General features: G+C 66.5%; 18 protein-coding genes. 10 read left to right on the top strand and 8 right to left on the bottom strand.

Features of this window, described 5'->3' with window-relative positions; genetic code table 11:
- Positions 1–12 precede the first annotated feature (12 nt).
- From gyrB to ubiD, 5 genes are all read left to right on the top strand, one after another.
- Complete coding sequence (gene gyrB, locus F579_RS0109090) at positions 13–2,445, top strand: DNA topoisomerase (ATP-hydrolyzing) subunit B (protein ID WP_019023497.1); 2,433 nt, start codon at positions 13–15, stop codon at positions 2,443–2,445.
- Between the two features lie 6 nt (positions 2,446–2,451).
- Positions 2,452–2,982 (top strand): hypothetical protein, encoded by a 531-nt coding sequence (locus F579_RS0109085; RefSeq protein WP_019023498.1) that lies wholly within the window; start codon positions 2,452–2,454, stop codon positions 2,980–2,982.
- A 95-nt stretch (positions 2,983–3,077) separates the two neighbouring features.
- On the top strand, positions 3,078–5,126 hold the full coding sequence (locus F579_RS0109080) for a M3 family metallopeptidase (protein ID WP_019023499.1): 2,049 nt from the start codon (positions 3,078–3,080) through the stop codon (positions 5,124–5,126).
- Positions 5,123–5,890, top strand: coding sequence for an exodeoxyribonuclease III (gene xth / locus F579_RS0109075; protein WP_019023500.1), 768 nt, complete (start codon positions 5,123–5,125; stop codon positions 5,888–5,890). Before F579_RS0109080 ends, xth begins: the two co-directional genes overlap by 4 nt.
- 33 nt (positions 5,891–5,923) lie before the next feature.
- Positions 5,924–7,387 carry a 4-hydroxy-3-polyprenylbenzoate decarboxylase gene (ubiD, locus tag F579_RS0109070; protein WP_019023501.1) on the top strand — a complete coding sequence of 488 codons (1,464 nt, stop codon included), beginning with the start codon at positions 5,924–5,926 and terminating at the stop codon, positions 7,385–7,387.
- A 29-nt stretch (positions 7,388–7,416) separates the two neighbouring features.
- Here ubiD and F579_RS0109065 read toward each other — a convergent pair whose 3' ends face one another.
- Entirely contained in the window at positions 7,417–7,983 is a 567-nt protein-coding gene (locus F579_RS0109065; RefSeq protein WP_019023502.1) for a hypothetical protein, read from the bottom strand.
- Positions 7,984–8,143: 160 nt separating this feature from the next.
- On the opposite strand from F579_RS0109065, the gene F579_RS0109060 reads away from it, so the two are divergent.
- Entirely contained in the window at positions 8,144–9,181 is a 1,038-nt protein-coding gene (locus F579_RS0109060; protein WP_019023503.1) for a CDP-6-deoxy-delta-3,4-glucoseen reductase, read from the top strand.
- On the opposite strand, the gene F579_RS0109055 is transcribed toward F579_RS0109060, so the two are convergent.
- The 4 genes from F579_RS0109055 to F579_RS0109040 form a co-directional block, all read right to left on the bottom strand.
- Positions 9,174–9,989: a uroporphyrinogen-III synthase gene (locus F579_RS0109055; RefSeq protein ID WP_019023504.1), complete on the bottom strand. Its 816-nt coding sequence runs from the start codon at positions 9,987–9,989 to the stop codon at positions 9,174–9,176. The genes F579_RS0109060 and F579_RS0109055 overlap by 8 nt on opposite strands.
- A gap of 2 nt (positions 9,990–9,991) precedes the next feature.
- Positions 9,992–10,939 carry a hydroxymethylbilane synthase gene (gene hemC / locus F579_RS0109050; protein ID WP_081616916.1) on the bottom strand — a complete coding sequence of 316 codons (948 nt, stop codon included), beginning with the start codon at positions 10,937–10,939 and terminating at the stop codon, positions 9,992–9,994.
- A 101-nt stretch (positions 10,940–11,040) separates the two neighbouring features.
- A complete protein-coding gene (locus F579_RS0109045; RefSeq protein WP_019023506.1) occupies positions 11,041–11,766 on the bottom strand; it encodes a LytTR family DNA-binding domain-containing protein in 726 nt (241 codons plus the stop codon).
- Positions 11,756–12,796 carry a sensor histidine kinase gene (locus F579_RS0109040; RefSeq protein ID WP_019023507.1) on the bottom strand — a complete coding sequence of 347 codons (1,041 nt, stop codon included), beginning with the start codon at positions 12,794–12,796 and terminating at the stop codon, positions 11,756–11,758. Before F579_RS0109040 ends, F579_RS0109045 begins: the two co-directional genes overlap by 11 nt.
- 107 nt (positions 12,797–12,903) lie before the next feature.
- On the opposite strand from F579_RS0109040, the gene argH reads away from it, so the two are divergent.
- Positions 12,904–14,340 (top strand): argininosuccinate lyase, encoded by a 1,437-nt coding sequence (argH, locus tag F579_RS0109035; RefSeq protein ID WP_019023508.1) that lies wholly within the window; start codon positions 12,904–12,906, stop codon positions 14,338–14,340.
- Between the two features lie 49 nt (positions 14,341–14,389).
- On the opposite strand, the gene F579_RS0109030 is transcribed toward argH, so the two are convergent.
- Complete coding sequence (locus tag F579_RS0109030; protein ID WP_012981432.1) at positions 14,390–14,893, bottom strand: hypothetical protein; 504 nt, start codon at positions 14,891–14,893, stop codon at positions 14,390–14,392.
- 139 nt (positions 14,894–15,032) lie between these two features.
- Between F579_RS0109030 and F579_RS0109025 the strand changes: the two genes are divergently transcribed.
- Positions 15,033–16,535, top strand: a complete 1,503-nt coding sequence (locus tag F579_RS0109025; protein WP_019023509.1) for a YdiU family protein — start codon at positions 15,033–15,035, stop codon at positions 16,533–16,535.
- Between the two features lie 42 nt (positions 16,536–16,577).
- Here F579_RS0109025 and F579_RS0109020 read toward each other — a convergent pair whose 3' ends face one another.
- Entirely contained in the window at positions 16,578–17,066 is a 489-nt protein-coding gene (locus tag F579_RS0109020; protein ID WP_019023510.1) for a universal stress protein, read from the bottom strand.
- Between the two features lie 264 nt (positions 17,067–17,330).
- Between F579_RS0109020 and F579_RS0109015 the strand changes: the two genes are divergently transcribed.
- Positions 17,331–18,836 carry a SulP family inorganic anion transporter gene (locus F579_RS0109015; RefSeq protein WP_026300984.1) on the top strand — a complete coding sequence of 502 codons (1,506 nt, stop codon included), beginning with the start codon at positions 17,331–17,333 and terminating at the stop codon, positions 18,834–18,836.
- A 253-nt stretch (positions 18,837–19,089) separates the two neighbouring features.
- Complete coding sequence (locus tag F579_RS0109010) at positions 19,090–19,818, top strand: rhomboid family intramembrane serine protease (protein WP_019023512.1); 729 nt, start codon at positions 19,090–19,092, stop codon at positions 19,816–19,818.
- Positions 19,819–20,028: 210 nt separating this feature from the next.
- On the opposite strand, the gene F579_RS0109005 is transcribed toward F579_RS0109010, so the two are convergent.
- Positions 20,029–22,140: a TonB-dependent receptor gene (locus tag F579_RS0109005; RefSeq protein WP_231365767.1), complete on the bottom strand. Its 2,112-nt coding sequence runs from the start codon at positions 22,138–22,140 to the stop codon at positions 20,029–20,031.
- Positions 22,141–22,247 lie beyond the last annotated feature (107 nt).

Below are 22,247 nucleotides of genomic sequence, written 5' to 3'. Positions count from 1 at the left end.
ATGCCGTAATCCATGTCCGAATCTGAACCGCTTGATCCCGAAACCTACGATTCTTCCCAGATCCGTGTCCTCAAGGGCCTGGACGCCGTGCGCAAGCGCCCTGGCATGTACATCGGGGATACCGATGACGGGACCGGCCTCCACCACATGGTGTTCGAGGTCGTCGATAACTCGATTGACGAGGCCCTTGCCGGCCACTGCGACACCATCGAGGTTACGATCCACGAAGACAACGCGGTCTCCGTCTCGGATAACGGGCGCGGTATCCCGGTGGATATCCACGAAGAAGAAGGCAAGTCCGCTGCGGAGGTGATCCTGACGGTCCTTCACGCCGGCGGTAAGTTCGATAACAACTCCTACAAGGTATCCGGCGGGCTCCACGGCGTTGGGGTGTCGGTCGTGAATGCCCTGTCCGAAGAGCTTCGACTGGAGATCCATCGAGCCGGCGAACGCCACGAGCAGGTCTATCATCTCGGTGTGCCCGACGCCCCTCTGGCGGTCGCAGGGCCCACCGATCGAACTGGCACCAGGATCTGGTTCCGACCCAGTGACGAGATCTTCACGGACATCGAATTTCACTACGAGATCCTCGCGAAGCGCCTGCGTGAACTCTCGTTCCTGAACTCCGGGGTCCGGATCACCCTGCGCGATCAGCGGGACAATCGCGAAGAGACCTTCCTGTTCGAAGGCGGGATTCGCGCGTTTGTCGAGCACCTGAACCAGAAGAAGACGGCGCTGCATCCCACTGTGATCTACGCGAACCAGACCCGCGAGGATGATTACGTCGTCGAGGTTGCGCTGCAGTGGAATGACTCCTATCAGGAGAACATCTTCTGCTACACCAACAACATCCCGCAGCGCGATGGCGGCACCCACATGGCCGGCTTCCGCGCGGCGCTCACCCGCACGGTCAATCAGTACCTGGAGAAAGAGGGGCTGATCAAGAAGGCCAAGGTCGCCACCGCCGGCGACGACATGCGTGAAGGCCTGACGGCCGTGCTCTCGGTCAAGGTCCCGGACCCGAAGTTCTCGTCCCAGACCAAGGACAAGTTGGTCTCCTCCGAGGTCAAGCCGATCGTCGAGAGTGTCTTGTCCGATGCGCTGACCAACTTCCTGCTGGAGAATCCGCCCGAGGCCAAGGCGATCACAGACAAGGTCCTCGAAGCGGCGCGAGCCCGCGAGGCCGCGCGCAAGGCGCGCGAGGTGACGCGCCGCAAGGGTGCGCTGGATATCGCCGGCTTGCCGGGCAAACTGGCCGATTGCCAGGAAAAGGACCCGGCCCATTCAGAGCTTTATCTGGTGGAGGGCGACTCCGCGGGTGGCTCTGCCAAACAGGGACGGGACCGCCATTTCCAGGCGATCCTGCCGTTGAAGGGAAAGATCCTTAACGTCGAGCGTGCCCGTTTTGATCGCATGCTCGGCTCCGCCGAGGTCGGTACCCTGATTACTGCGCTGGGTTGCGGGATCGGGAAAGACGAATACGATCCGGACAAGCTGCGCTACCACCGCATCATCATCATGACTGACGCGGATGTGGACGGATCACACATCCGCACCCTGCTGCTGACCTTCTTCTTCCGTCAGATGCCCGAACTGATCGAGCGTGGCCATGTCTACATCGCCCAGCCGCCGCTGTACAAGATCAAGCGTGGCAAGCGCGAGCAGTATGTCCGTGACGAGGCCGAGATGGGCGAAATCGTGGTCTCGCTTGCCCTGGACGGCGCCGCGCTGCATCCGGGTCCCGACGCCCCGCCCGTCACGGGCGAGGCCTTCGAGGAGCTGGTGAAGGGCTACCAGAAGGCCGCCCGTGCGGTTGAGCGACTGGGCCGTCTGTACGACTCGCGCATCCTCTGGGCCATGCTCGAGGCCGATGCGATTCCCGAGCCACGCAGTGTTACCAACCCTGACGTTCAGGCCTGGTTCTCGCGCATCCTGGAATCCATCTCCAGTGATCGCGCCGGTGCCACCCGCTACAGCCTGGGTCCGGTCACCAATGTCGACGGGCATGCCCAGCTGAGCCTGGATCGTCTTGAGCATGGTGCGGCGCTCTCGCAATACATCACCGACGATACGTTGGCCTCGCGCGATTTCCAGACCATCCTGGACCTCTCGGCCCGTCTCAATGCCCTGCTGGAGTCTGGTGCCTACATCAAGCGTGGCGAACGCGTCCATCGCATCCAGGGCTTTTCCGAGGCGATGGAATGGCTGCTCCAGGAGGGCCGCCGGGGTCTGGCCACCCAGCGCTACAAGGGCCTGGGCGAGATGAATCCGGATCAGCTCTGGGAAACGACGATGAACCCCGAAACCCGTCGCCTGCTGCAGGTACGGGTAGAGGATGCGATCCGGGCGGATGAGATCTTCACTACCCTGATGGGGGATCAGGTCGAACCGCGCCGAGACTTCATCGAGACCCGAGCTTTGAGCGCGGAGAACGTAGACGTCTGATCCCGGATGGCGATATTCGTTATCGTCACGATCGTTGGCCTCGTGGGTCTGACTCTGGCCATTGCCCGCTTGTACTCCCATCTGGCCGTTCAGGAACGCCAGGTGGTGGGTGCCTGGGATCAACTGGAGCGTTTGCTGGTGCAGCGCAACGGCCATCTGCAGAAGGTTTGCGTGGATGCCGGCAGCGGACCCTCGGCCGTCGAGCATTTGCATCGCTCGTTGCAGCGTCAGGAGACCGCTCGTCGCCGGGGCGACCTGAGCACCGTCGCCGAAGCGGAGCGCGAGATCCGCGCACTGTGGGATTCGATTTACCCACAAGATATTGATATTAAAAAAGAAAATGTAGAAGAGACGGCCCGTCGGGTGGTGGCTCTGGATCAGGCCATTCGCGACACCCTGATTCGCTACAACGCCGCCCTGCAGATATATCGGCACACCTGCCGTTCTCCCTTCTACGCACCGCTCGCCTGGCTGGGCGGAATGGGGCGTTACACCCCCTTGCAACCCCCATCCTCGGATCCCGACAAGCCTGCCTAGCCTTGGGGTCTCCGGAGACTCGCCACGGTGGAACGCCCTCCCGGCCCCGCGGTCCGAATGGCATAATTCCCGTCCTAGTCGAATCAGGAGTCCCCGTGACCAACCCCCTGCTGCAAACGGATCGCCTGCCCGCGTTTCGATCCATCGCCCCGGAACATGTCCTCCCTGCCATCGATACCGTCCTTCAGGAGAATCGCGACGGAATCGAGGCGCTTGTTGGAAAGGCCGGCGACCAGCCCACCTGGGATGGCCTGGTGGCACCCCTGCAGCACCTGGATGCCCGTCTTTCCCAGGTGTGGGCACCTGTCGGGCATTTGAATGCGGTTATGAACAGCAGCGAACTGCGTCAGGCTTACAATGCCTGTCTGCCCAAGCTGTCCGAGTTCGGTAGCTGGGTTTCCCAGCATCAGGGGCTGTACGCCGCCTTTCGCCGTCTGGCCGATGGCCCGGAATACGCCCGGCTCGCGCCCGAGCGGCGCAAGGTCATCGATGACGCTCTGCGGGACTTTCACCTTAGTGGTGTGGACCTCCCTGAGGATGCGCGCGCCCGCTTGCGGGAGATCGACGCGCGCCTGTCTGCACTCACGGCGCGATTCGAGGAGAACGTCCTTGATGCGACCCAGTCATGGACCTGGCAGACCGACGATCCGGACGCACTCGCCGGCATACCCGCCGCAGAACAGGCCATGCTGGCCCAGAATGCCCGTGCCCAGGAGCAAACCGGGTATCTCGTGACCCTGGATTTTCCGAGCTATTTCGCGGTGATGAGCCATGCCGACGACCGCGAGCTGCGCCGCCGCGTGTACGAGGCCTTCGCGACTCGGGCATCCGACCAGGGTCCCGACGCCGGTCGTTTCGACAACAGCGAGGTGATGGTCGAAATCCTCCAGCTGCGGGAAGAGAAAGCCCGCCTTACAGGGTTTGCGCACTACGCGGAGCGCTCACTGGCGACCAAGATGGCCGAGAGCGCCGCCCAGGTCGATACCTTTCTGCAGGACCTCGCCCAGCGCGCACGTCCCCGGGCCGAGCAGGATCTAGACGAGCTTCGCACCTTCGCCCGCGACGAGCTCGGTCTCGACTCACTGGAAGCCTGGGACATGGCCTATGCTGCCGAGAAGATGCGTGAGCGGCGTCTGGGGCTGAGCCAGGAAATGCTGAAGCCCTATTTTCCCGCCAGCCAGGCGGTGGAGGGCCTGTTTCGTCTGGTCGAGCGCCTGTTTGGTGTCCGTTTCGAGGCCGACCCGAATGTCGAATGCTGGCATGACGACGTTCGTTATTACCGTGTTTTTGATGCGAACGGCATCGAACGTGCTGGATTCTACTTTGATCTATACGCCCGCAAGAACAAGCGTGGCGGTGCCTGGATGGATGTCTGCCGACAACGCTTTGTCTCGGACGCGGCCCAGCAGGTCCCGGTCGCGTTCATGACCTGCAACTCGACGCCGCCTGTGGATGGCAAGCCTGCACTGTTTACCCACGACGAGGTGATCACCCTGTTCCACGAGTTCGGTCACGGCCTTCACCACATGCTCACACGGGTGAACGAGCCGGAGATCGCCGGGATCAGCGGGGTCGAGTGGGATGCCGTCGAACTCCCGAGCCAGTTCATGGAGAACTGGTGTTGGGAGCGCGAGGCCCTGGACCTGTTCGCCCGACATTACGAGACTGGCGACCCCATGCCGGACGACCTCTACCAGCGCCTGGTCGATACTCGCCACTTCCATGCCGCGCTGCAGCTCCTGCGCCAGGTGGAGTTCTCCCTGTTCGATATGCGTCTGCATGCAGGCCCGGCACCGGACAGGGCTGAGGCCATCCTCGATCTCCTGGAAGCGGTCCGCGACGAGGTTGCCGTGGTCCGGCCGCCGGCATTCAACCGCTTCCCGCATGGCTTCGCCCATATCTTTGCCGGTGGTTACGCGGCGGGCTACTACAGCTACAAGTGGGCGGAGGTCCTGTCCGCCGATGCCTTTGCGCGGTTCGAGGAAGAGGGCCTGTTCTCGCCCGAGGTCGGTGCCGCCTACCTGCGCGAGATCCTGGAGGTAGGCGCCTCGCGGCCCGCCGCCGATTCCTTCCGGGCCTTCCGCGGCCGCGATCCCCAGATCGACGCCCTGCTGCGCCACAGTGGTCTGGAGGACGCCGCGTGAAAATCGCCAGCTGGAACGTCAACTCCCTGAAGGTCCGCCTGCCCCAGGTCCTCGACTGGCTGGGCAGCTCGCGCACGGACATCCTCGCCTTGCAGGAAACCAAACTGACCGACGAGAATTTCCCGGTCAGTGCGATCCAGGATGCCGGTTATGAAGTCGTCTACTCCGGACAAAAGACCTACAACGGTGTGGCCATCCTCTCGCGTACACAGGCAACGGATGTCATCACCGACCCGCCGGGGCTGGAGGATGCCCAGCGCCGTATTCTGGCGGCCACGGTCGGCGATATCCGTATCGTCAACCTCTATGTTGTGAATGGCGAAAACGTCGGGACCGAAAAGTACGCCTACAAGCTCGACTGGCTGGCGCGCATGCGTACCTGGCTGGCCGCCGAGATCGCGGCGCACCCGAATCTCGTGGTGCTGGGCGATTTCAACATCGCCCCGGAGGACCGCGACGTGCACGAACCCGAGGCCTGGCACGAGCGCATCCTCTGTTCGACCCCGGAACGGGAGGCCCTGGCGGCCCTCACGGAACTTGGCCTCGCGGACACCTTCCGTGCGTTCGAACAGCCGGAGGATGAATTCTCCTGGTTCGACTACCGGGCGGCGTCGTTCCGGCGCAATCGCGGCCTTCGGATCGACCTGGTGCTCGCCAGCCCCGCCCTGCAGAAACGCCTGACCGCCGCGGGCATCGACCGCGAGCCCCGCGGCTGGGAACGGCCCTCCGACCACGCCCCCGTCTGGGCCGAATTCAGCGACTAGGCGCGGCCGACGGCCGCGCCCTGGGAGACACCCGTGAAATACAGGGACCTGCGTGACTTCATCGACGGGCTCGAGGCCCGCGGCGAGCTCAAGCGCATCACCACCGAGATCGACCCGAACCTGGAGATGACCGAGATCGCCGATCGCGTCCTGCGCGCCGGCGGACCCGCATTGCTGTTCGAGAACCCCAAGGGTTCCGATATCCCGGTACTGGCCAACCTGTTCGGCACGCCGGAGCGCGTGGCCATGGGAATGGGCGAGGACTCGGTGGAGGCCCTGCGCGAGGTCGGCCGGCTGCTGGCCTTTCTCAAGCAGCCGGACCCGCCCAAGGGCCTGAAGGCGGCCTGGGAGCAGCTGCCCGTGTTTCGCAAGGTGCTCGACATGGCGCCCAAGAAGACGCGCGGGGCCGCCTGCCAGCGCCATGTGATCGAAGGCGACGACGTGGACCTGTCCACCCTGCCGGTGCAGACCTGCTGGCCGGGGGATGCCGGGCCGCTGATCACCTGGGGCCTGGTCGTCACCCGCGGGCCGGAAAAGTCGCGGCAGAACCTCGGCATCTACCGTCAGCAGGTGATCGGCCGCAACCGCGTGATCATGCGCTGGCTGTCGCATCGCGGGGGCGCGCTCGACTACCGGGAGTGGTGTCAGGCGCACCCGGGAGAGCCGTTCCCCATTGCGGTGGCTCTGGGGGCCGACCCCGCGACCATCCTCGGTGCGGTCACACCGGTGCCGGATACACTGTCGGAATACGCCTTTGCCGGGCTGCTACGGGGCAGCCGCACCGAAGTCACCCGCTGCATCGGCTCCGATCTCGAGGTCCCGGCATCGGCCGAGTTCGTACTGGAGGGCCACATCCATCCCGGCGAAACCGCGCCGGAGGGTCCGTTCGGGGATCACACGGGCTACTACAACGAGGTCGACGAATTCCCGGTGTTCACCATCGATCGCATCACCCACCGCGACCAGCCGATCTATCACTCCACCTACACCGGGCGCCCGCCCGACGAACCGGCGGTCCTGGGGGTCGCCCTGAACGAGGTCTTCATCCCGATCCTGCAGAAGCAGTTTCCGGAGATCGTGGACTTCTATCTGCCACCGGAGGGCTGCTCCTACCGCATGGCGGTGGTCTCCATGCGCAAGCAGTATCCCGGCCACGCGAAGCGCGTGATGATGGGCGTTTGGTCGTTCCTGCGCCAGTTCATGTATACAAAATTCGTGATCGTCGTCGATGATGACGTGAACACGCGCGACTGGAACGATGTGATCTGGGCGATTACCACGCGCATGGACCCCGCGCGTGACACGACGCTGGTGGAGAACACCCCGATCGACTATCTGGATTTCGCCTCGCCGGTCTCCGGGCTGGGCTCCAAGATGGGCATGGACGCGACCTCCAAGTGGCCGGGTGAGACCGAGCGCGAGTGGGGCCGACCGATCACGATGGATTCGGCCGTACGCGAGCGGGTGGATGCCCTGTGGGACGAGCTGGGGCTGTAGTCGTCGCCACAGCCCCGCCCGGCAGTCCCCTAGTTGCCCAGGTGTGCACCATCCTCGGGTAGCCGCACCCAGGCCGCGATGTCGGCGCCCATGGCCCGAACCGTGCGCCCCATCACCGCGCAGCTGCCCTTGAACCCGCCGAATGCCCCGCCACCGGAGACCCGACGCGAGGTGAACTCGGCCACCGCCTCGCCGTTCTCGTACAGCGTGCCCTCGGCCTCCGCCAGGGACCGGTGTCCGGACCAGGCGCTTCCGTCATTGCGGGCCTGGGTGATCTCCACCACCAGTACCTTCCCAGCGTCACCGGGGCTCACGTCCGCGCCGGTTTCGACCCGAACATCATGGCGCGCGCCGAACTCCTGCACGAAACCGGGGAAGCGCTCCTCCAGTTCGCATTCGCGGCGAATGGCCTCGGACACCGTTGCATCGTCGCTATAGGCGAAGCGCTCGGGCACCGCGACGATCACCTCCGGATTGGTGACCTCGGCGGCGGCCTCGGCCCCCGCATCCGTTTCACGGGTTTCGTTGGCCGCGCAGCCGCCCAGCAGCATCAGCCCGGCAGCGGCCAGTGCGGCCGTCCATTTTTCTCCCTGCATTCCTTTCTCCCTGCCTGTGATTGGCGCTTCCGAGTCTGCCCCATCCCGTCCGCGGAATGCACCCCCCGGGACCGCCACATGCCGCTTCCGGGGTTGCTTGCGTTTGCCCGGACCGTGGCGACAATAAGCCCCCTTGTTGGATCAGCAGCGGGAGCAGCGCATGGCCTTTGACGTGATCATCCAGCCCAGCGGGCAGCAGCTCGAGGTCGAGGACGACGAGACCGTCCTCGAGGCCGCGCTGCGCCAGGGGTTTGCGTTTCCCTACGGCTGTCGCAACGGCGCCTGTGGATCCTGCAAGGGCCGCGTCCTCGCGGGCGAAGTCGACCACGGGCCGCAGAAGCCGCCGGGTATTACCGAGGCGGAACTGGCCGATGGCTGGGCACTGTTCTGCCAGGCGGTGCCGGTGGATGATCTGGAGATCGAGGTCCGCGAGATCGGCGCGGCCAAGGACATCGTCGTGAAGACGCTGCCCTGTCGCGTCGCGCAGCTGAACCGTCTGGCCGACGATGTGATGGAGCTGCGCCTGCAGCTCCCCGCAACCGAGCGCATGCAGTTCCTCGCCGGGCAGTACCTGGATGTCCTGCTCAAGGGCGGCGGGCGCCGCAGCTACTCGCTGGCCAATGCCCCGCATGACGACGAGCAGCTGGTCCTGCATGTGCGCCACCTGGAGGGTGGGCGCTTCTCGAAGATGGTGTTCGAGGAGATGCAGCCCAAGGCGCTGTTGCGTATCGAGGGGCCGCTCGGCACGTTCTTTGTCGACGAGGAATCCGAGCGTCCGCGCCTGTTCGTCGGCGGCGGCACGGGCTTCGGCCCGCTCAAGGGGATGCTGGATCATCTGGCGGTCGAGGGCTTCGACCGCCCGCACCACCTGTTCTGGGGCGCGCGCAGTGCAGAGGGGATTTACGCCCCCGATTGGCTCGCCCGCATGAGCACCGAACACGGCGAGCATTTTCGCTTTACGCCGGTGCTCTCCGATGTACCGGCGGACACGGCGGGCGGGTTCCCGGCGGTCGCGGGCTGGCCCCACGACGCGGTACTGGCCGAATACCCGGACCTGTCCGGATTCGATGTCTACATGGCCGGCCCGCCGGCGATGATCGAGGCGGCGACCAACGCCTTTCTCGCCGCGGGACTACCGACCGAGCAGCTTTACTACGACAGCTTCGAGCCGGCCGCGCCCCACGAGGCCGCTAACTAGTCGCGAGTTGTGCGGCCAGGCGATGTACCGCCTGCTGCATCGCGGCATCGGTCGGGTCGTCGGCGACCTCCACGGCGGCCTTGAACCCCAGCTCCTGCGCGATCTCGCCGATGCGTTCGGAACCGACCACCAGCGGCGTCTTGCGCAGCCACATGCGCCCGAGCTTGCCGACCATCTCGTAGAGATTACGCAGGCCCTCGCCACTGGTGATGGTGATGATGTCGATCTGGTCGCGCGAGAACGCATACATCAGCGCGCCGGTATCGCCCTCCGGGCGCCCGCGCCGATAGGCCTCGGCAAAGGTGACCTCCGCGCCGCGCGATTTCAGCGTATCGCCGAGGTATTCGCGCCCGCCGTCGCCGCGAAAGATCACTACGCGCTGGCCGGTCACGTCCTGCATTGCCGGCTGTTCCAGCAACGCCTCGCTGTCGAAGCGCCGCGGCGGGGCGATGTCCACGTTCAGGCCAAAGCCCTTCAGCTCCTTCGCGGTGCGGTTACCGATGGCCGCGATCCGCGTCCCTTCGGGCCAGGCGCGGTCGGCCAGCGCCAGGTTCAGCACCCGCTGCACCGCGTTCGGGCTGATGAAAACCGCAATGTCGAACGAGTCCAGCTGATCCAGCACCGCGCGCAGATTGGTCGGGTCGCTGGGCGCCAGGATCTCCAGCACCGGAAAGCGGATCACCTCGGCGCCATCGTCGGCCAGCAGGGCGCAGAACTCCTCGGCTTGCGCCGCCGGCCGCGTGACCAGGATCCCGCAGCCGTTCAGGGGACCGTCGGCAGTGGGCTTCATGATATCCAGCTCGGCCATCTTCAGGATCCTTTCGTGGAGGCTGCGTTCTCGGCATGGGCGGCGGCCAGCAGCTCGCCGGCCCCCAGTTCCAGCAGTTGTTCGGCCAGCTGCACCCCAAGGGCCTCCGCGTCGCCGCGCGGCCCTTCCACCTGGCGTCGCAGGAGCTGGCTGCCATCGACGGCGCCGACCAGACCGTCCAGGTGCAGCCGGTCACCGTCCAGGGTCGCATGGGCGGCCAGCGGTACCTGGCAGCCACCCTCCAGGCGGCGATTGAACGCGCGTTCGGCGCGCACCCGGTCGGAGGTGTCGCAATCATTCAGGGGTGCGATCAGCGCCGCGACCTCCGGGTCGTTCTCGCGGCACTCGATGGCGATTGCCCCCTGGCCTACCGCTGGCAGACTGACTGCCGGTTCCAGCCGGGCGCGGATGCGCTCGTCGAACCCGAGGCGCTTCAGCCCGGCGGCCGCCAGCAGAATCGCGTCGTACTCGCCGGCATCCAGCTTGCCGAGTCGGGTATTCACGTTGCCGCGCAGATCGGTGATCTGCAGATCCGGCCGCCGCGCCCGCAGCTGGCACTGCCGGCGCAGGCTGGACGAGCCCACGCGCGCGCCCTGGGGCAGCTCGTCGACATGGGCATAGTTATTGGAGACGAACGCATCCAGCGGATCCTCCCGGTCGAGGATCACCGGCAGCACCAGGTCCGCCGGCAGCTCCATCGGCACGTCCTTGACCGAATGCACCGCGATGTCCGCACGATCTTCCAGCATCGCGATCTCCAGCTCCTTCACGAACAGCCCTTTGCCACCGATACGGGCCAGCGGGGAGTCGAGGACGCGGTCGCCCTGGGTCGTCATGCCGACCAGTTCCACCGGGAGATCCGGGTGCAGTTCCCGCAGGCGCGCGGCGACATGTTCCGCCTGCCACATGGCGAGCGGGCTTTTTCGTGTGGCGATACGCAGGGGTTTCATGGGGGGTCCGTGGTCCGGCGGCTGGAGAATAAAGCGCCGTAGTATAACGGTTTCGGCGCAGTGGCCCGAACCCTCCCGGATCCAGGGGCTGTCGCTTCTTGCTATGCCAGATTGCCGCGCAGGAAGGCCCTCACCTGTGGCAGTTGACGGCGGCTGACGGCCACCGGATCGACGTGGCCGTGAAACAGCAGGCGGTGATCGGCCGGGCCGCGTGTCTCCAGCCCCCGGATCGCCGTGCGCACCACCAGGCAGCCCCGGCGCACGCACAGGAGGGCTTCGCCGAACCGGGATTCCAGCTCGTGCAGTCGCGTATCCACAAAACCCTCGAGCTGCTCACCGCGCGCAATCACATAGCCGTCCTCGGCCGTGAAGTAGGCGATACGGTCGAGGGCTACGCGTTCCTCGCGCCGCCCGATGGTCAGACGAACCGCCCGTGGGGCGGGTACCGACGACCGGGCTTTGTGCCGGGCCGCGCGTTGCAGGGCCTGGGTCAGGCGCTCGCCACGCACAGGCTTGAGTACGTAGTCGCGCACGCCGGCCTCGAAGGCCTCAAGGCTGAACTGCTCATGTGCGGTGACCAGGATCACCATCAGGTCGGGCTGCCTGGAACCGATCTCGGCGGCCAGATCCATGCCCGACTCGCCGGGCATCTCGACATCCAGCAGCACCAGGTCGGGTGCTTCGCGGGTGATGGCGTCGCGGGCGCCGATCGCTTCGCCCGCCTCGCCGATTACCCGGTGGCCCGCGTCGCTGACCATCCCGGCCAGGCGCTGGCGCGCGATCGGTTCGTCGTCCACGATCAGGACGCGCAAGGCTTCACTCGGCATGTTGATTCCCCCGTTCCAGTGGCAGGCGAATGCGGACCTCGAACTCGCCCGCTCGCGCCTCAGTCTCGAAGCGACACCGATCGCCAAACGCATGGCGCAGGCGCAGGCGCACGGCCTCGCTGGCGGTGCCGGTCCCCTCGCTGTGCGCCTCCGGATCGACGCTGTTGGTCAGCGACAGCATCACTGTGCCGGAGTCGAGCCGACAACGAACGCGCACAAAGCCGGGACCCCGGGCCGGTCCGATCCCGTGCTGGATCGCGTTTTCCGCCAGCGGTTGCAGGATCAGGGTGGGCACACTGACGTCCAGACCGGCCTGATCCGGGCAATCCCAATCCACCTCGAGCCGCTCGCCAAAGCGCGTCCGCTCGATATTCAGGAAGGCCCGCACGAGCTCCAGCTCCGCGCGCAGGGACTGGCGATCCGCGGTCGCGAAGGTGGCGCGAAAGAGATCGGCCAGATCCAGCGTGATCTGCTCCGCGCGCGCGGGTTCGCTGCGGCACAGCCCGGCAATGGTGTTCATGCTGTTGTAGAGAAAGTGCGGCCGCAGCCGCGCGCGCATCGCCTGCTCGCGGGCGCGGGAGACGGCCCGGGTCTCGCGCTGCCAGGCCGCCTGCAGGTAGAGGTAATGCATCGCCACCAGGCTCAGGATCGTGGCCACCGCGATCGCCGGCCAGCGCCAGGCCGGATCGGCCAGCTGCAGGCCCTCGGCCCCCAGAAAGACCGCCGCCGTGTTGGCGATCGGCACCAGCGGGGGCAGGATGATCTGCCCCCACAAAGGCAGGCGCACCAGCAGCCGCTTGCCGGCACACAGGATCAGCAGGCTGGTCAGCGCGACCCAGAAGATGAACAGCGCATGCAGGGCCAGCCCCGGCACCCAGTCCTGCCCGCCCCCGCGCAGCAGGGTCACCGCCAGGGCCAGCAGTACCGCGACCATCAGCACGCGCAACAGCGTCTCGGCGCTGCAGAAATCCGGCAGCGGCGATTGCTTCGCCAGTTCGGTGGTCTCGTCGTCCGGCTTGTGTGCCCTCACGACCCGTCTCCCCTCCGGGTGCCGTCCATCCTTGTATTTGGTCGGGGGACACTGTGCCGCGTCTCCCTTATACTTCCGTGTCTTTCCAACCCGTTTCAGGGTGCACCATGACGCAGGATTCCGCACGCGACAAGCCGCAGGCCCCCGCCCCCGAGGGCGAGGCCAAGCTCTGGGGTGGCCGTTTCTCCGAACCCACCGATGCCTTTGTCGAACGCTTTACCGCCTCGGTCGAGTTCGACCAGCGCCTCTATCGCGAGGATATCCAGGGCTCGCAGGCGCATGCGCGCATGCTGGCGAAGGTCGGCGTGCTGACTGACGCCGAGGCCGAACAGATCCTGCAGGGGCTGGATGCTATCCGCGACGAGATCGCCGCCGGCGAGTTCGACTGGCAGATCGGCCGCGAAGATGTGCACATGAACATCGAGGCGCGGCTGATCGAGCGCATCGGTGATGTCGGCAAGAAGCTGCACACCGGCCGTTCGCGCAACGACCAGGTGGCGACCGACATCCGCCTGTGGCTGCGCGCCGCCATCGACGACATCCTGGGCCTGATCCGGGGCTACCAGCGCGGGCTGGTGGATCTGGCCGAGCGCGAGGCCGCGACAGTGATGCCCGGCTTCACCCATTTGCAGACCGCTCAGCCGGTGACCTTCGGGCACCACATGCTGGCCTGGTACGAGATGCTGGAGCGCGATGCCCAGCGCCTGGTCGACTGCCGCGCGCGGGTCAACGTCCTTCCGCTGGGCGCGGCCGCGCTGGCCGGCACACCGTATCCGCTGGACCGCGAGTACACCGCCGTGCTGCTGGGCTTTGACGGGGTGACGCGCAACTCGCTGGACGCGGTCTCGGATCGCGACTTCGCGATCGAATTCACCGCCGCCGCGGCGACGCTGATGATGCACCTGTCGCGCCAGGCCGAGGAGCTGATCCTCTGGACCAGCGCGCAGTTTGCGTTCATCGACCTGCCGGATCGCTACTGCACCGGTTCGTCGATCATGCCGCAGAAGAAGAACCCGGACGTGCCCGAACTGGTGCGCGGCAAGACCGGCCGGGTCTATGGCCATCTGATGTCCCTGCTGACTCTGATGAAGGGCCAGCCGCTGGCCTACAACAAGGACAATCAGGAGGACAAAGAACCGCTGTTTGACACCGTGGATACCCTGCTCGGCTCGCTGCGCGCGTTCGCCGACATGGTGCCCAACCTGGAGGTGCGCGCGGAGAACACCCTGGCGGCCACGCGCAAGGGCTTTGCCACGGCAACGGATCTTGCCGACTACCTGGTCGGGCGGGGTGTGGCCTTCCGCGATGCCCACGAGGTCGTAGGTCGCGCAGTGCGGGTCGCCCAGGATCGCGGAGTCGATCTGGCGGAACTGCCGTTGGCTGACCTGCAGGCCATTAGTGATGCAGTGGGCGACGATGTCTATACCGTGCTGACCCCTGAGGGGTCAGCCGCCGCCCGCAACCTGACCGGTGGCACGGCCCCGGAGCAGGTCCGGCGCCAGGTCGCGGCCGCCCGTGAGCACCTTGCGGGCACGATGGGCTGAAACACGATCGAGGTGGTGCGAAGGCGCACCATCTGATTTACCAGGACCGTCAGTAGGCCAGCGTCGAGTCGATCACTTCCCACATCACGTTTCCGTGCACCACCTCGTAGCCGAGCAGCACCTGGCCATGGGCACCGTCGCCTTCGAAGTTCGCCAATACCCAGCGGTGGTTCAGCACATGGATGCCGTCGGGTCGGAACGCAAAGCCCTCGTCGCCCTCGGCCTCGTGCGGGATCAGCTCCGGATGCTCCATCAGATCTGCGCGCAGGCGCTCCTCGGCGCGCGCCATGCCGCGGCGCTGCAGGTCCTGGATATGCGCGTTCGTCAGGCCCAGCTCGACCGGACGCGGAATCTCGTGCCGGGTGTACTCCTGCAACTGCACCTGGGTCTGGTACAGCTCGCGCTGGGCCTCGGTCACATCCTGCTCCAGCCCGGTGGCACGGGCGATGTAGATGGCGAGGATGATGACGAAAAACAGCATGAAACCCAGCCAGGCGAGGCGTTCGCTGTTCTTCAGGCCACCCTGATTCTTGTTGTCCTGCTCCTCGGTCACGAGTCTCCTCCCGGAAATGGGGCACACCGCATGAAAGCCGTGCCCGCGTGACGGAACACCCGGGCTGTGTGGGCCCAAAGGTGCAAAATCGAATCGTCGCGCATCATAACGCCTGAAGCCGCGATCTGCCGAGGTATCGATGTCCCGCGCCGAAGCCCCAGCGCCCAGCACCCCCGAACTGCAATGGGTGAACCGCTTTGCGAGTCTGCCGGAGGCCTTTTATGACCGTCCGGCGCCGGCCCCGTTCCCGGATGCCACGTGCCTGGCGACCAGCCCCGCGATGTGCCAGCGCCTGGGGCTGGCCGCGACCGACCTGGCCCGCCAGCCCTGGCTGGGGGCCTGCACCGAAGGACACCCGATGGAGGGCCCCGACCCGCTCGCCAGTGTCTATGCCGGGCATCAGTTCGGCGCCTTTGTCCCGCAACTGGGGGACGGACGCGCGAAGCTGCTGGGCGAGGTCCGAACCGCCTCCGGTGAACACTGGGAACTGCAGGTGAAGGGGGCCGGGCGCACGCGCTACTCGCGCGGCGCCGACGGCCGCGCGGTGCTGCGCTCCTCGATACGCGAGTACCTGATCTCCGAGGCGATGGCCGCGCTGGGCGTGCCGACCACCCGCGCGGTGGCCCTGTACGGCTCCAGCCTGCAGGTCCTGCGCGAGCGCGTGGAACCGGGGGCGATCGTGCTGCGCGCAGCACCCAGCTTCCTGCGCTTCGGACACTTCGAGTACTTCCTCTACAGCGGATACAGCGAACGCCTGCGCGAACTGATCGACTATGCGCTGGCGCACGATTACCCCGAACTGGCGGACGCCGAAGACCCGGTGGCCGCGATGCTCGAACAGGTGATCGCGAACACCGCCGAGATGATCGCCGACTGGCAGGCCGTCGGGTTTTGTCACGGGGTGATGAATACCGACAACATGAGTCTGCTGGGCCTGACCATCGACTACGGCCCGTTCGCGTTCCTGGATGCCTACGACCCGGGCTACATCTGCAACCACACCGATCAGGGCGGCCGCTATGCCTTCGACCAGCAGCCGGCGATCGCGCAGTGGAACCTGATCCGTCTGGCCGAGACCCTGGTGATCCATTTCCAGGACGCCACCCGCGAAGCCGCGATCGAGCGGGCCAAGGCACTGCTGGTGGACTTCATGCCTCGGTTCGAGCAGGCCTGGCTGACGCGCATGCGCGGGAAGCTGGGGCTGGTGGAGGAATGCGAAGGGGATCTGGAACTGATCCACGACCTGCTGGCACGCATGGCCGCGGAGGGCGTCGACTACACCCGCTTCTTCCGCCAGTTGCCGGATCTGGAGCAGCCCGAGATCCGCGACCAGCTCGAGGCCGAGCTGGAGGACGCGGATGCCTGGCGCGCGTGGTGGTCGCGCTATCAGGCGCGCCTGGAGGCGGAGGCCCGCCCGTTCGAGGCACGCCGGGCGGCGATGAATGCGGTAAATCCGAAGTACATCCTGCGCAACCACCTGGCGCAGGCCGCGATCGAGCAGGCCGAGGCGGGCGATACCTCCGAGCTGCTGCGGCTGCAGGCCATTCTTGAGCGTCCGTTCGACGAGCAGCCCGAGTACGAGGCCTACGCGGACCTGCCGCCCGCCTGGGCCGCCGGCATCCAGCTGAGCTGCTCCTCCTGACGGTGCCCTGATCGGCCTTTGCGCTACGGCCCCTGGGAGGGCTTAGTTGACCGCGCCCTCGGGTGGCAGCTTCTCCTTCATCGAGTCGGACAGTGGCACATCGTGCACGACCAGCACCGGCAGGCGGGCGTTGCGCACCAGCCACTCGGTCGCGGAACCGGAGAGCATGTTGGCGATCTGACTGCGCCCGCGGGTCCCCATCACGATCATGTCCGCGCCCCACTCCTCGGCATGGCGGGAGATCTCCTCTGGCGCACTGCCCACGGCGATGGCGACCTCGTCATCTGCCTCCGCCCACTCCTGCAACTGCGACCGGATTTTTTCTTCCGCCGAATGGCGCATTTCCTTTGCATTCAGGGGCGACGATCCCGCACCACTGAACGCACCAGCGGAACTGGGCCCTGCCACGTCCGACGGCTTCATCACATAGAGCAGCCGCTTCTTCGCCCCCGGGCAGTGCTGGCGTGCAACGGCCAGGGCCGCGGCAGAGGCGGGCGAGAAGTCGACGGCGATGATGACGCGCTGCAGCATGAAGATCCCCAATTGAACGCATGGAAGAGCCCCGGCAAAGGCTTGAGCGGGGCGGCAAACTTCAGGACGGGCTTATGAAGTGCTAGACTTTGCCGCCTTTCCTGGCGGTTTCAGTCTGTACCGGCATTGAACCGCTTGCAACCGCGCCATCCACTGGTGGCAACCGGGCCCGGCTACTTCGCACAAGTCTCTGGTACCTGTTCGTTCACCCGTTGATCCCGACGCATGTCGGCTTCGGCGCGCATGGGTATTGGGGACCATATCGTGCAGCAGACCCTACAAGACTTCCTGTCCCGCCAGCGCAAGATCTGGTTGTTCAATGTGCGCGGAGACCTGATTGCCGGGATCGTGGTCGCGCTGGCCCTGATCCCGGAGGCGATCGCGTTTTCCATTATCGCCGGGGTGGACCCGAGCGTGGGCTTGTACGCGTCCTTCACCATGGCGGTGGTGATCGCCTTCGCCGGAGGGCGCCCCGGGATGATCTCGGCCGCGACCGGGGCCATGGCCCTGCTGATGGTGACACTCATCGCCGAGCACGGACTGCAGTACCTGCTGGCCGCGACCATCCTGACCGGGATCATCCAGATCCTGTTCGCCTGGGCCAAGCTCGCGCGCTACATGATGTTCATCCCGCGCACGGTGCTGGTCGGCTTCGTGAATGCGCTGGCGATCCTGATCTTCCTGTCCCAGGTGCCCTACCTGGTGGATGGCGACACCACCATGTGGGCGCTGGTCACGGCCGGCCTGATCATCCTCTATGGCCTGCCGATGATCCCGGGCTATCCGAAGCTGCTGCCGCCGCCGCTCGTCGCGATCGTGGTGCTCAGCGTCGTGGTCTATTTCATGGGGCTGCCGACGCTGGAGGTCGGCGACATGGGCGAGCTTCCGGACGGCCTGCCGGTGTTCCTGTTCCCCGACATCCCGCTGAACTGGGAGACGCTGCAGATCATCTTCCCGACCGCGTTCGCGCTGGCGATCGTCGGCCTGCTGGAGTCGCTGCTGACCGCCTCCATCCTCGACGATCTGACCGACACGCCCTCCGGCAAGAACCGCGAGGCCCAGGGCCAGGGCATCGCCAATGTCGTCACCGGCTTTTTCGGTGGCATGGCGGGCTGCGCGATGATTGGGCAGTCGGTGATCAACATCAAGTCCGGGGGGCTGGGGCGCCTGTCCACGCTGTCGGCGGGCATCTTCCTGCTGCTGTTCATCGTGTTCCTGGGGGATCTGGTCTCGATCATCCCGATGGCCGCGCTGGTCGCGGTGATGATCATGGTCTCCATCGCCACCTTCGACTGGGGCTCGCTGACCACCCTGCACAAGCTGCCGCGCACCGACGCCACCGTGCTGATCGTGACCGTTGGCACCACCGTGATCACCCACGACCTGTCGCTGGGCGTGTTCGCCGGCGTGCTGCTCTCGGCGATCTTCTTCGCGCGCAAGATGGTCAAGGCGGTCGAGGTCACCAGTGCGCTGTCGGAGGACGGCCGGACGCGCATCTACACCGTGCGCGGCCAGCTGTTCTTTGTCGCCGTGGACAAGTTCATCGACAGCTTCGACTACCGCGAGGGCATCCATCACATCGAGATCGACCTGACCCGCGCCTCGCTGTGGGACAGCTCGGCGGTGGCCGCCATTGACAAGGTCGTCGGCAAGTTCCGCCGCAACGGCATGGAGGTCGAGGTGAAGGCCCCGCGAGGTGAAAGTGGTGAACTGCACGACAAGCTCGCGCAGCACGACAAGGGCGCCGACCTGGGGCCGGGCGAGCACTGACCCCCGCGCGACTACTGACTCGCACAGCCATTGCGAGGCCCCGCAGGGGCCGCGGCACAAAAGCGCGAAGCGCGTTGAACGGCCGCAGGCCGGCCCGAAGGGGGAGCGCAGCGAGGCATCTCCCTACGGCAGCGCGGAGCCAGCTTCAGGAGGTTGCCACGTCGGCTTCGCCTCCTCGCAATGACGGTGCCCGTAACGACGCCGGGGGATGGGAGACGTTGGACCTCGCGCTGGGGCGTGGCAGGCTAGGCGGATGATGAATCTTCGCCGGCCGGCACCCCCGGCCGACCCCCGGGCCGAGCGCGAGCGGATTCGGCGTGCGCTGCTCTGGCCCATGCTGGGGGCCGCCGTCCTGATCGTGATCCACGCCCTGCACGACCTGCTGGGCGGGGACTGGTCGCGGCTGGGCATCCTGCCGCGCGACGCGGTCGGGGCGCTGGGCATCATCACCTCGCCGCTGATCCACGGCTCCTGGGGTCACCTGCTCGCCAATGTGCCAACCCTGTGGGTGCTCGGCATGCTTGCGCTGTACGGCTTCCCGCGCGCCACGCGCGTTGCGGTCCCGCTGATCTGGCTGATGGGGGGCCTGGGTGTCTGGCTGTTCGCCCGCGAGGGGCTGCACATTGGAGCCTCGGGTCTGACCCACGGGCTGATGTTCTTTGCCGTGGTCATCGGGATCCGCCGGCGCGATGCGCTGTCCATCGCGGTGGCCATCATCATCCTGTTCCTCTACGGCAGCATGCTCTGGGGTGTCTTCCCCAGCGGCCCCAAGGTCTCGTTCGAGGCGCACCTGTTCGGCGCGGTTGTGGGCGCGGTCTGCGGCTGGTTCCTCTATCGTCGAGACCCGTTCCCGATCTACCGCCGGCATGACTGGGAGGACGACGATCCCACCGACCCCGAGACCCTGCGCAAGATCGAACAGGGGCGGCTCGACGAGATCGAGCCGAGAGAACCGCCGGAGGAGCCCGGGCGGCGCGATTAGTCGGACACCCTTCCTTGGGGCGGTTCGCGCGGCGCCCAGTGCAGCGTGCGACGTAGCGGCTACGGTCCATCTTCACGGCACCGTCATTGCGAGGAGGCGAAGCCGACGTGGCAATCTCCGAACGCTGGCAATGCGGTGCTTCCTGAGGGAGATTGCTTCGTCGGCTTCGCCTCCTCGCAATGACGGCTCAGGGTCCGGCGTGGTGGCGCGCTAGCGCCCGAAGGTCATGCGCATGCCGGCCATCAGGGTCAGGCCCGGGGCTGGCTCGTAATAGCGGCGGTTGCCGTCGTTGATGCGGATGTTGTCGACGTTGTCCGCATCCAGCAGGTTGTTCGCCGCCACGAAGGCCTCGACATGGGCATTGCCATCCTGCCAGTGGCGGCCCGCGCGCAGGTTCAGCGTGGTCTGTCCGCCCACCCGTTCGTCGTTGGCGTCGTTCACGTAGCGCCCGCCTGTGTACAGCGCATCGACGGTGAAAAAGTAAGGCCCCTGGCGCCAGTCGGCCTCCACGAACAACTGCTCGCGCGGCAGCCCGGGCAGCCTATTACCATCGCGCCGCTCACCCTGCTGGTCCACGAAATCCCGATAGCGGAAGTCGTTCAGGCTGAGCGCGCTGGACAGCGTCCACTGCTCGGTCGCGGACCAGTCGACCGCCAGCTCGAAGCCGTTGCGCGCGGTCCGGCCGGCGTTGGTGTAGAAGGTGCGTCCGTCCACGTTCGGTTCTTCGAACGGGGCGATCTCGTCGCGCACGCGGGTCGCGTAGACCGAGGCATCCCAGGCCAGGCGACCGGTCTCGCGGCGGATTCCGACCTCGATGCTGCGTGCCCGCTGGGGGTCGAGGCCGTCGTTGAAGCCGCCCCCGCCCTCGGGATTCGCGAACTCGGTGAAGGTCGGGGTCTCGAAGTTGGTGGCCACGTTCACGTAGGCCCGGTAGTCCGGCTGGAAGTGCCAGATCAGCCCCGCCATCGCGCTGGTCTCGCGGAAGGTCCGCGCATCCGAGCGATCCGGTTCGCCGACCCGGTCAGAGAAGTGGTCGTCGATGGACATGCGGATGCGGTCGTGGCGCGCGCCGAGCACCATGTTCCAGTCCGACCCCAGCGCGGTGTCGGTCTGTACGAAAACCCCGCGCGAGCGGGCGCGCTCTCGCTGGTGCAGGGCGAGATCGTCGATCGAGGGGGTGCCGCCCGGACAGTTCGCCTGCCCCTGGATATCGGTGCAGCGCCGGGTGCGGTCGTCACGCTGCTCTTCCAGGTCGATCCCGGTCAGCACCCGGGTCGGCCCGATGTCCTGTTCGTACTGGGCATTGAGTCCGTAGAAATCCCGTTCGTAGGCTACCCGCGAGTCGCCGGGGAATGGCAGTTGCTGCGCGTAGTCGCGCTGGGTCCAGAAACCACCCAGGCGCAGCTCGCCGGGTCCGAGGGACTGTTCCCACTGCAACCCCGTCGTGAGCTGCTCGGCCTCCTGCGTGCTGTCGAGGGCCGTGGCCAGCGGGGCGGCCGCGCGGCGGTTCTGGCGCATCTCCTCGCGGGTGAGCCCGCCGGGATCATCGGTGCGCGGGGCATCGAGGTAACGCAGGTGGAAGTTCAGCGTCCCGGCCTCCAGCTCCGAGGCGGTATGCAGGCGCAGGTAGCGCTTCTCGGCGGTGGACTGGTCGCGGTAGCCGTCGATCGCGAAATCGTGGGCGGTCAGGGAGTAGCGATGGGTCCCGTGGTCCTGTTCGGCGATGGCCTCGGCGCGGCGATAACCGTAGCTGCCCAGCATGACCCCGCCACCAAAGCCACGCGGGTCGCGGCCGTCGCGGGTGCGCGCCGAAATCACGCCTCCAGAGGCATTGCCGTACAGCGCGGCGCTGGGTCCGCGCAGGACCTCGATGTCGCGCAGGTTCAGCAGGTCGATCGCATCCACCTGCGACTGGCCGTCGGGGGTGGTCTCGGGGATGCCGTCCTGCAGGATGCGCAGCCCGCGCACCCCGAACGGTGCGCGCGAGCCGAAGCCGCGGATGGAGATGCGCGCGTCCTGCGCGAAGTTGTAGCGGTTCTGGGCGAACAGCCCCGGCACGCGGTTCAGCGACTCGTCCAGCTGCAGGCCCTGACGCCCCTCGGTGGCCTGGCGCTCGTCCACGCGCGATACCGCCGCCGGCAGATCCGCCAGCGGCGTGGCCAGCCTGGGTGCGGTCACAGTGATCTCCACCGGGTCCAGCACCGGCACGTCGTCTTCGGCGAGCCCCGTCGAGCCCGCGACCAGCAGGCCGGTGAACAGGGGCCACCGTAGCTTGCCAGAGAACGCCCTATCCACTCGTCGCTCCACCACGGTCCCTCCCATTCGCGGCTGCATCGCCACAGGCCTCGAGTCAGCCTGCTCTTCGGAGGACTCGTGGCCGGTGCGCGGGTTCCCCGGCCGGGCGTATTGTTTATGCCACAGTGTCGCTT

Origin of the sequence: Thioalkalivibrio sp. ALJ21 (assembly GCF_000378605.1) — a bacterium.
GTDB lineage: Bacteria > Pseudomonadota > Gammaproteobacteria > Ectothiorhodospirales > Ectothiorhodospiraceae > Thioalkalivibrio.
The sequence above is the reverse complement of the archived record's forward strand: the minus strand, read 5'-3'. Positions and strand labels throughout refer to the sequence as shown.

What these genes read in the sequence shown, in the direction of transcription:
- argH (WP_019023508.1), top strand. Translation starts at nt 12,904, where the DNA reads ATGACGCAGGATTCCGCACGCGACAAGCCGCAGGCCCCCGCCCCCGAG.
- F579_RS0109085 (WP_019023498.1), top strand. Translation starts at nt 2,452, where the DNA reads ATGGCGATATTCGTTATCGTCACGATCGTTGGCCTCGTGGGTCTGACT.
- F579_RS0109010 (WP_019023512.1), top strand. Translation starts at nt 19,090, where the DNA reads ATGATGAATCTTCGCCGGCCGGCACCCCCGGCCGACCCCCGGGCCGAG.
- F579_RS0109060 (WP_019023503.1), top strand. Translation starts at nt 8,144, where the DNA reads ATGGCCTTTGACGTGATCATCCAGCCCAGCGGGCAGCAGCTCGAGGTC.
- F579_RS0109045 (WP_019023506.1), bottom strand. Translation starts at nt 11,766, where the DNA reads ATGCCGAGTGAAGCCTTGCGCGTCCTGATCGTGGACGACGAACCGATC.
- F579_RS0109005 (WP_231365767.1), bottom strand. Translation starts at nt 22,140, where the DNA reads ATGGGAGGGACCGTGGTGGAGCGACGAGTGGATAGGGCGTTCTCTGGC.
- F579_RS0109065 (WP_019023502.1), bottom strand. Translation starts at nt 7,983, where the DNA reads ATGCAGGGAGAAAAATGGACGGCCGCACTGGCCGCTGCCGGGCTGATG.
- gyrB (WP_019023497.1), top strand. Translation starts at nt 13, where the DNA reads ATGTCCGAATCTGAACCGCTTGATCCCGAAACCTACGATTCTTCCCAG.
- F579_RS0109055 (WP_019023504.1), bottom strand. Translation starts at nt 9,989, where the DNA reads ATGGCCGAGCTGGATATCATGAAGCCCACTGCCGACGGTCCCCTGAAC.
- F579_RS0109025 (WP_019023509.1), top strand. Translation starts at nt 15,033, where the DNA reads ATGTCCCGCGCCGAAGCCCCAGCGCCCAGCACCCCCGAACTGCAATGG.
- hemC (WP_081616916.1), bottom strand. Translation starts at nt 10,939, where the DNA reads ATGAAACCCCTGCGTATCGCCACACGAAAAAGCCCGCTCGCCATGTGG.
- F579_RS0109020 (WP_019023510.1), bottom strand. Translation starts at nt 17,066, where the DNA reads ATGCTGCAGCGCGTCATCATCGCCGTCGACTTCTCGCCCGCCTCTGCC.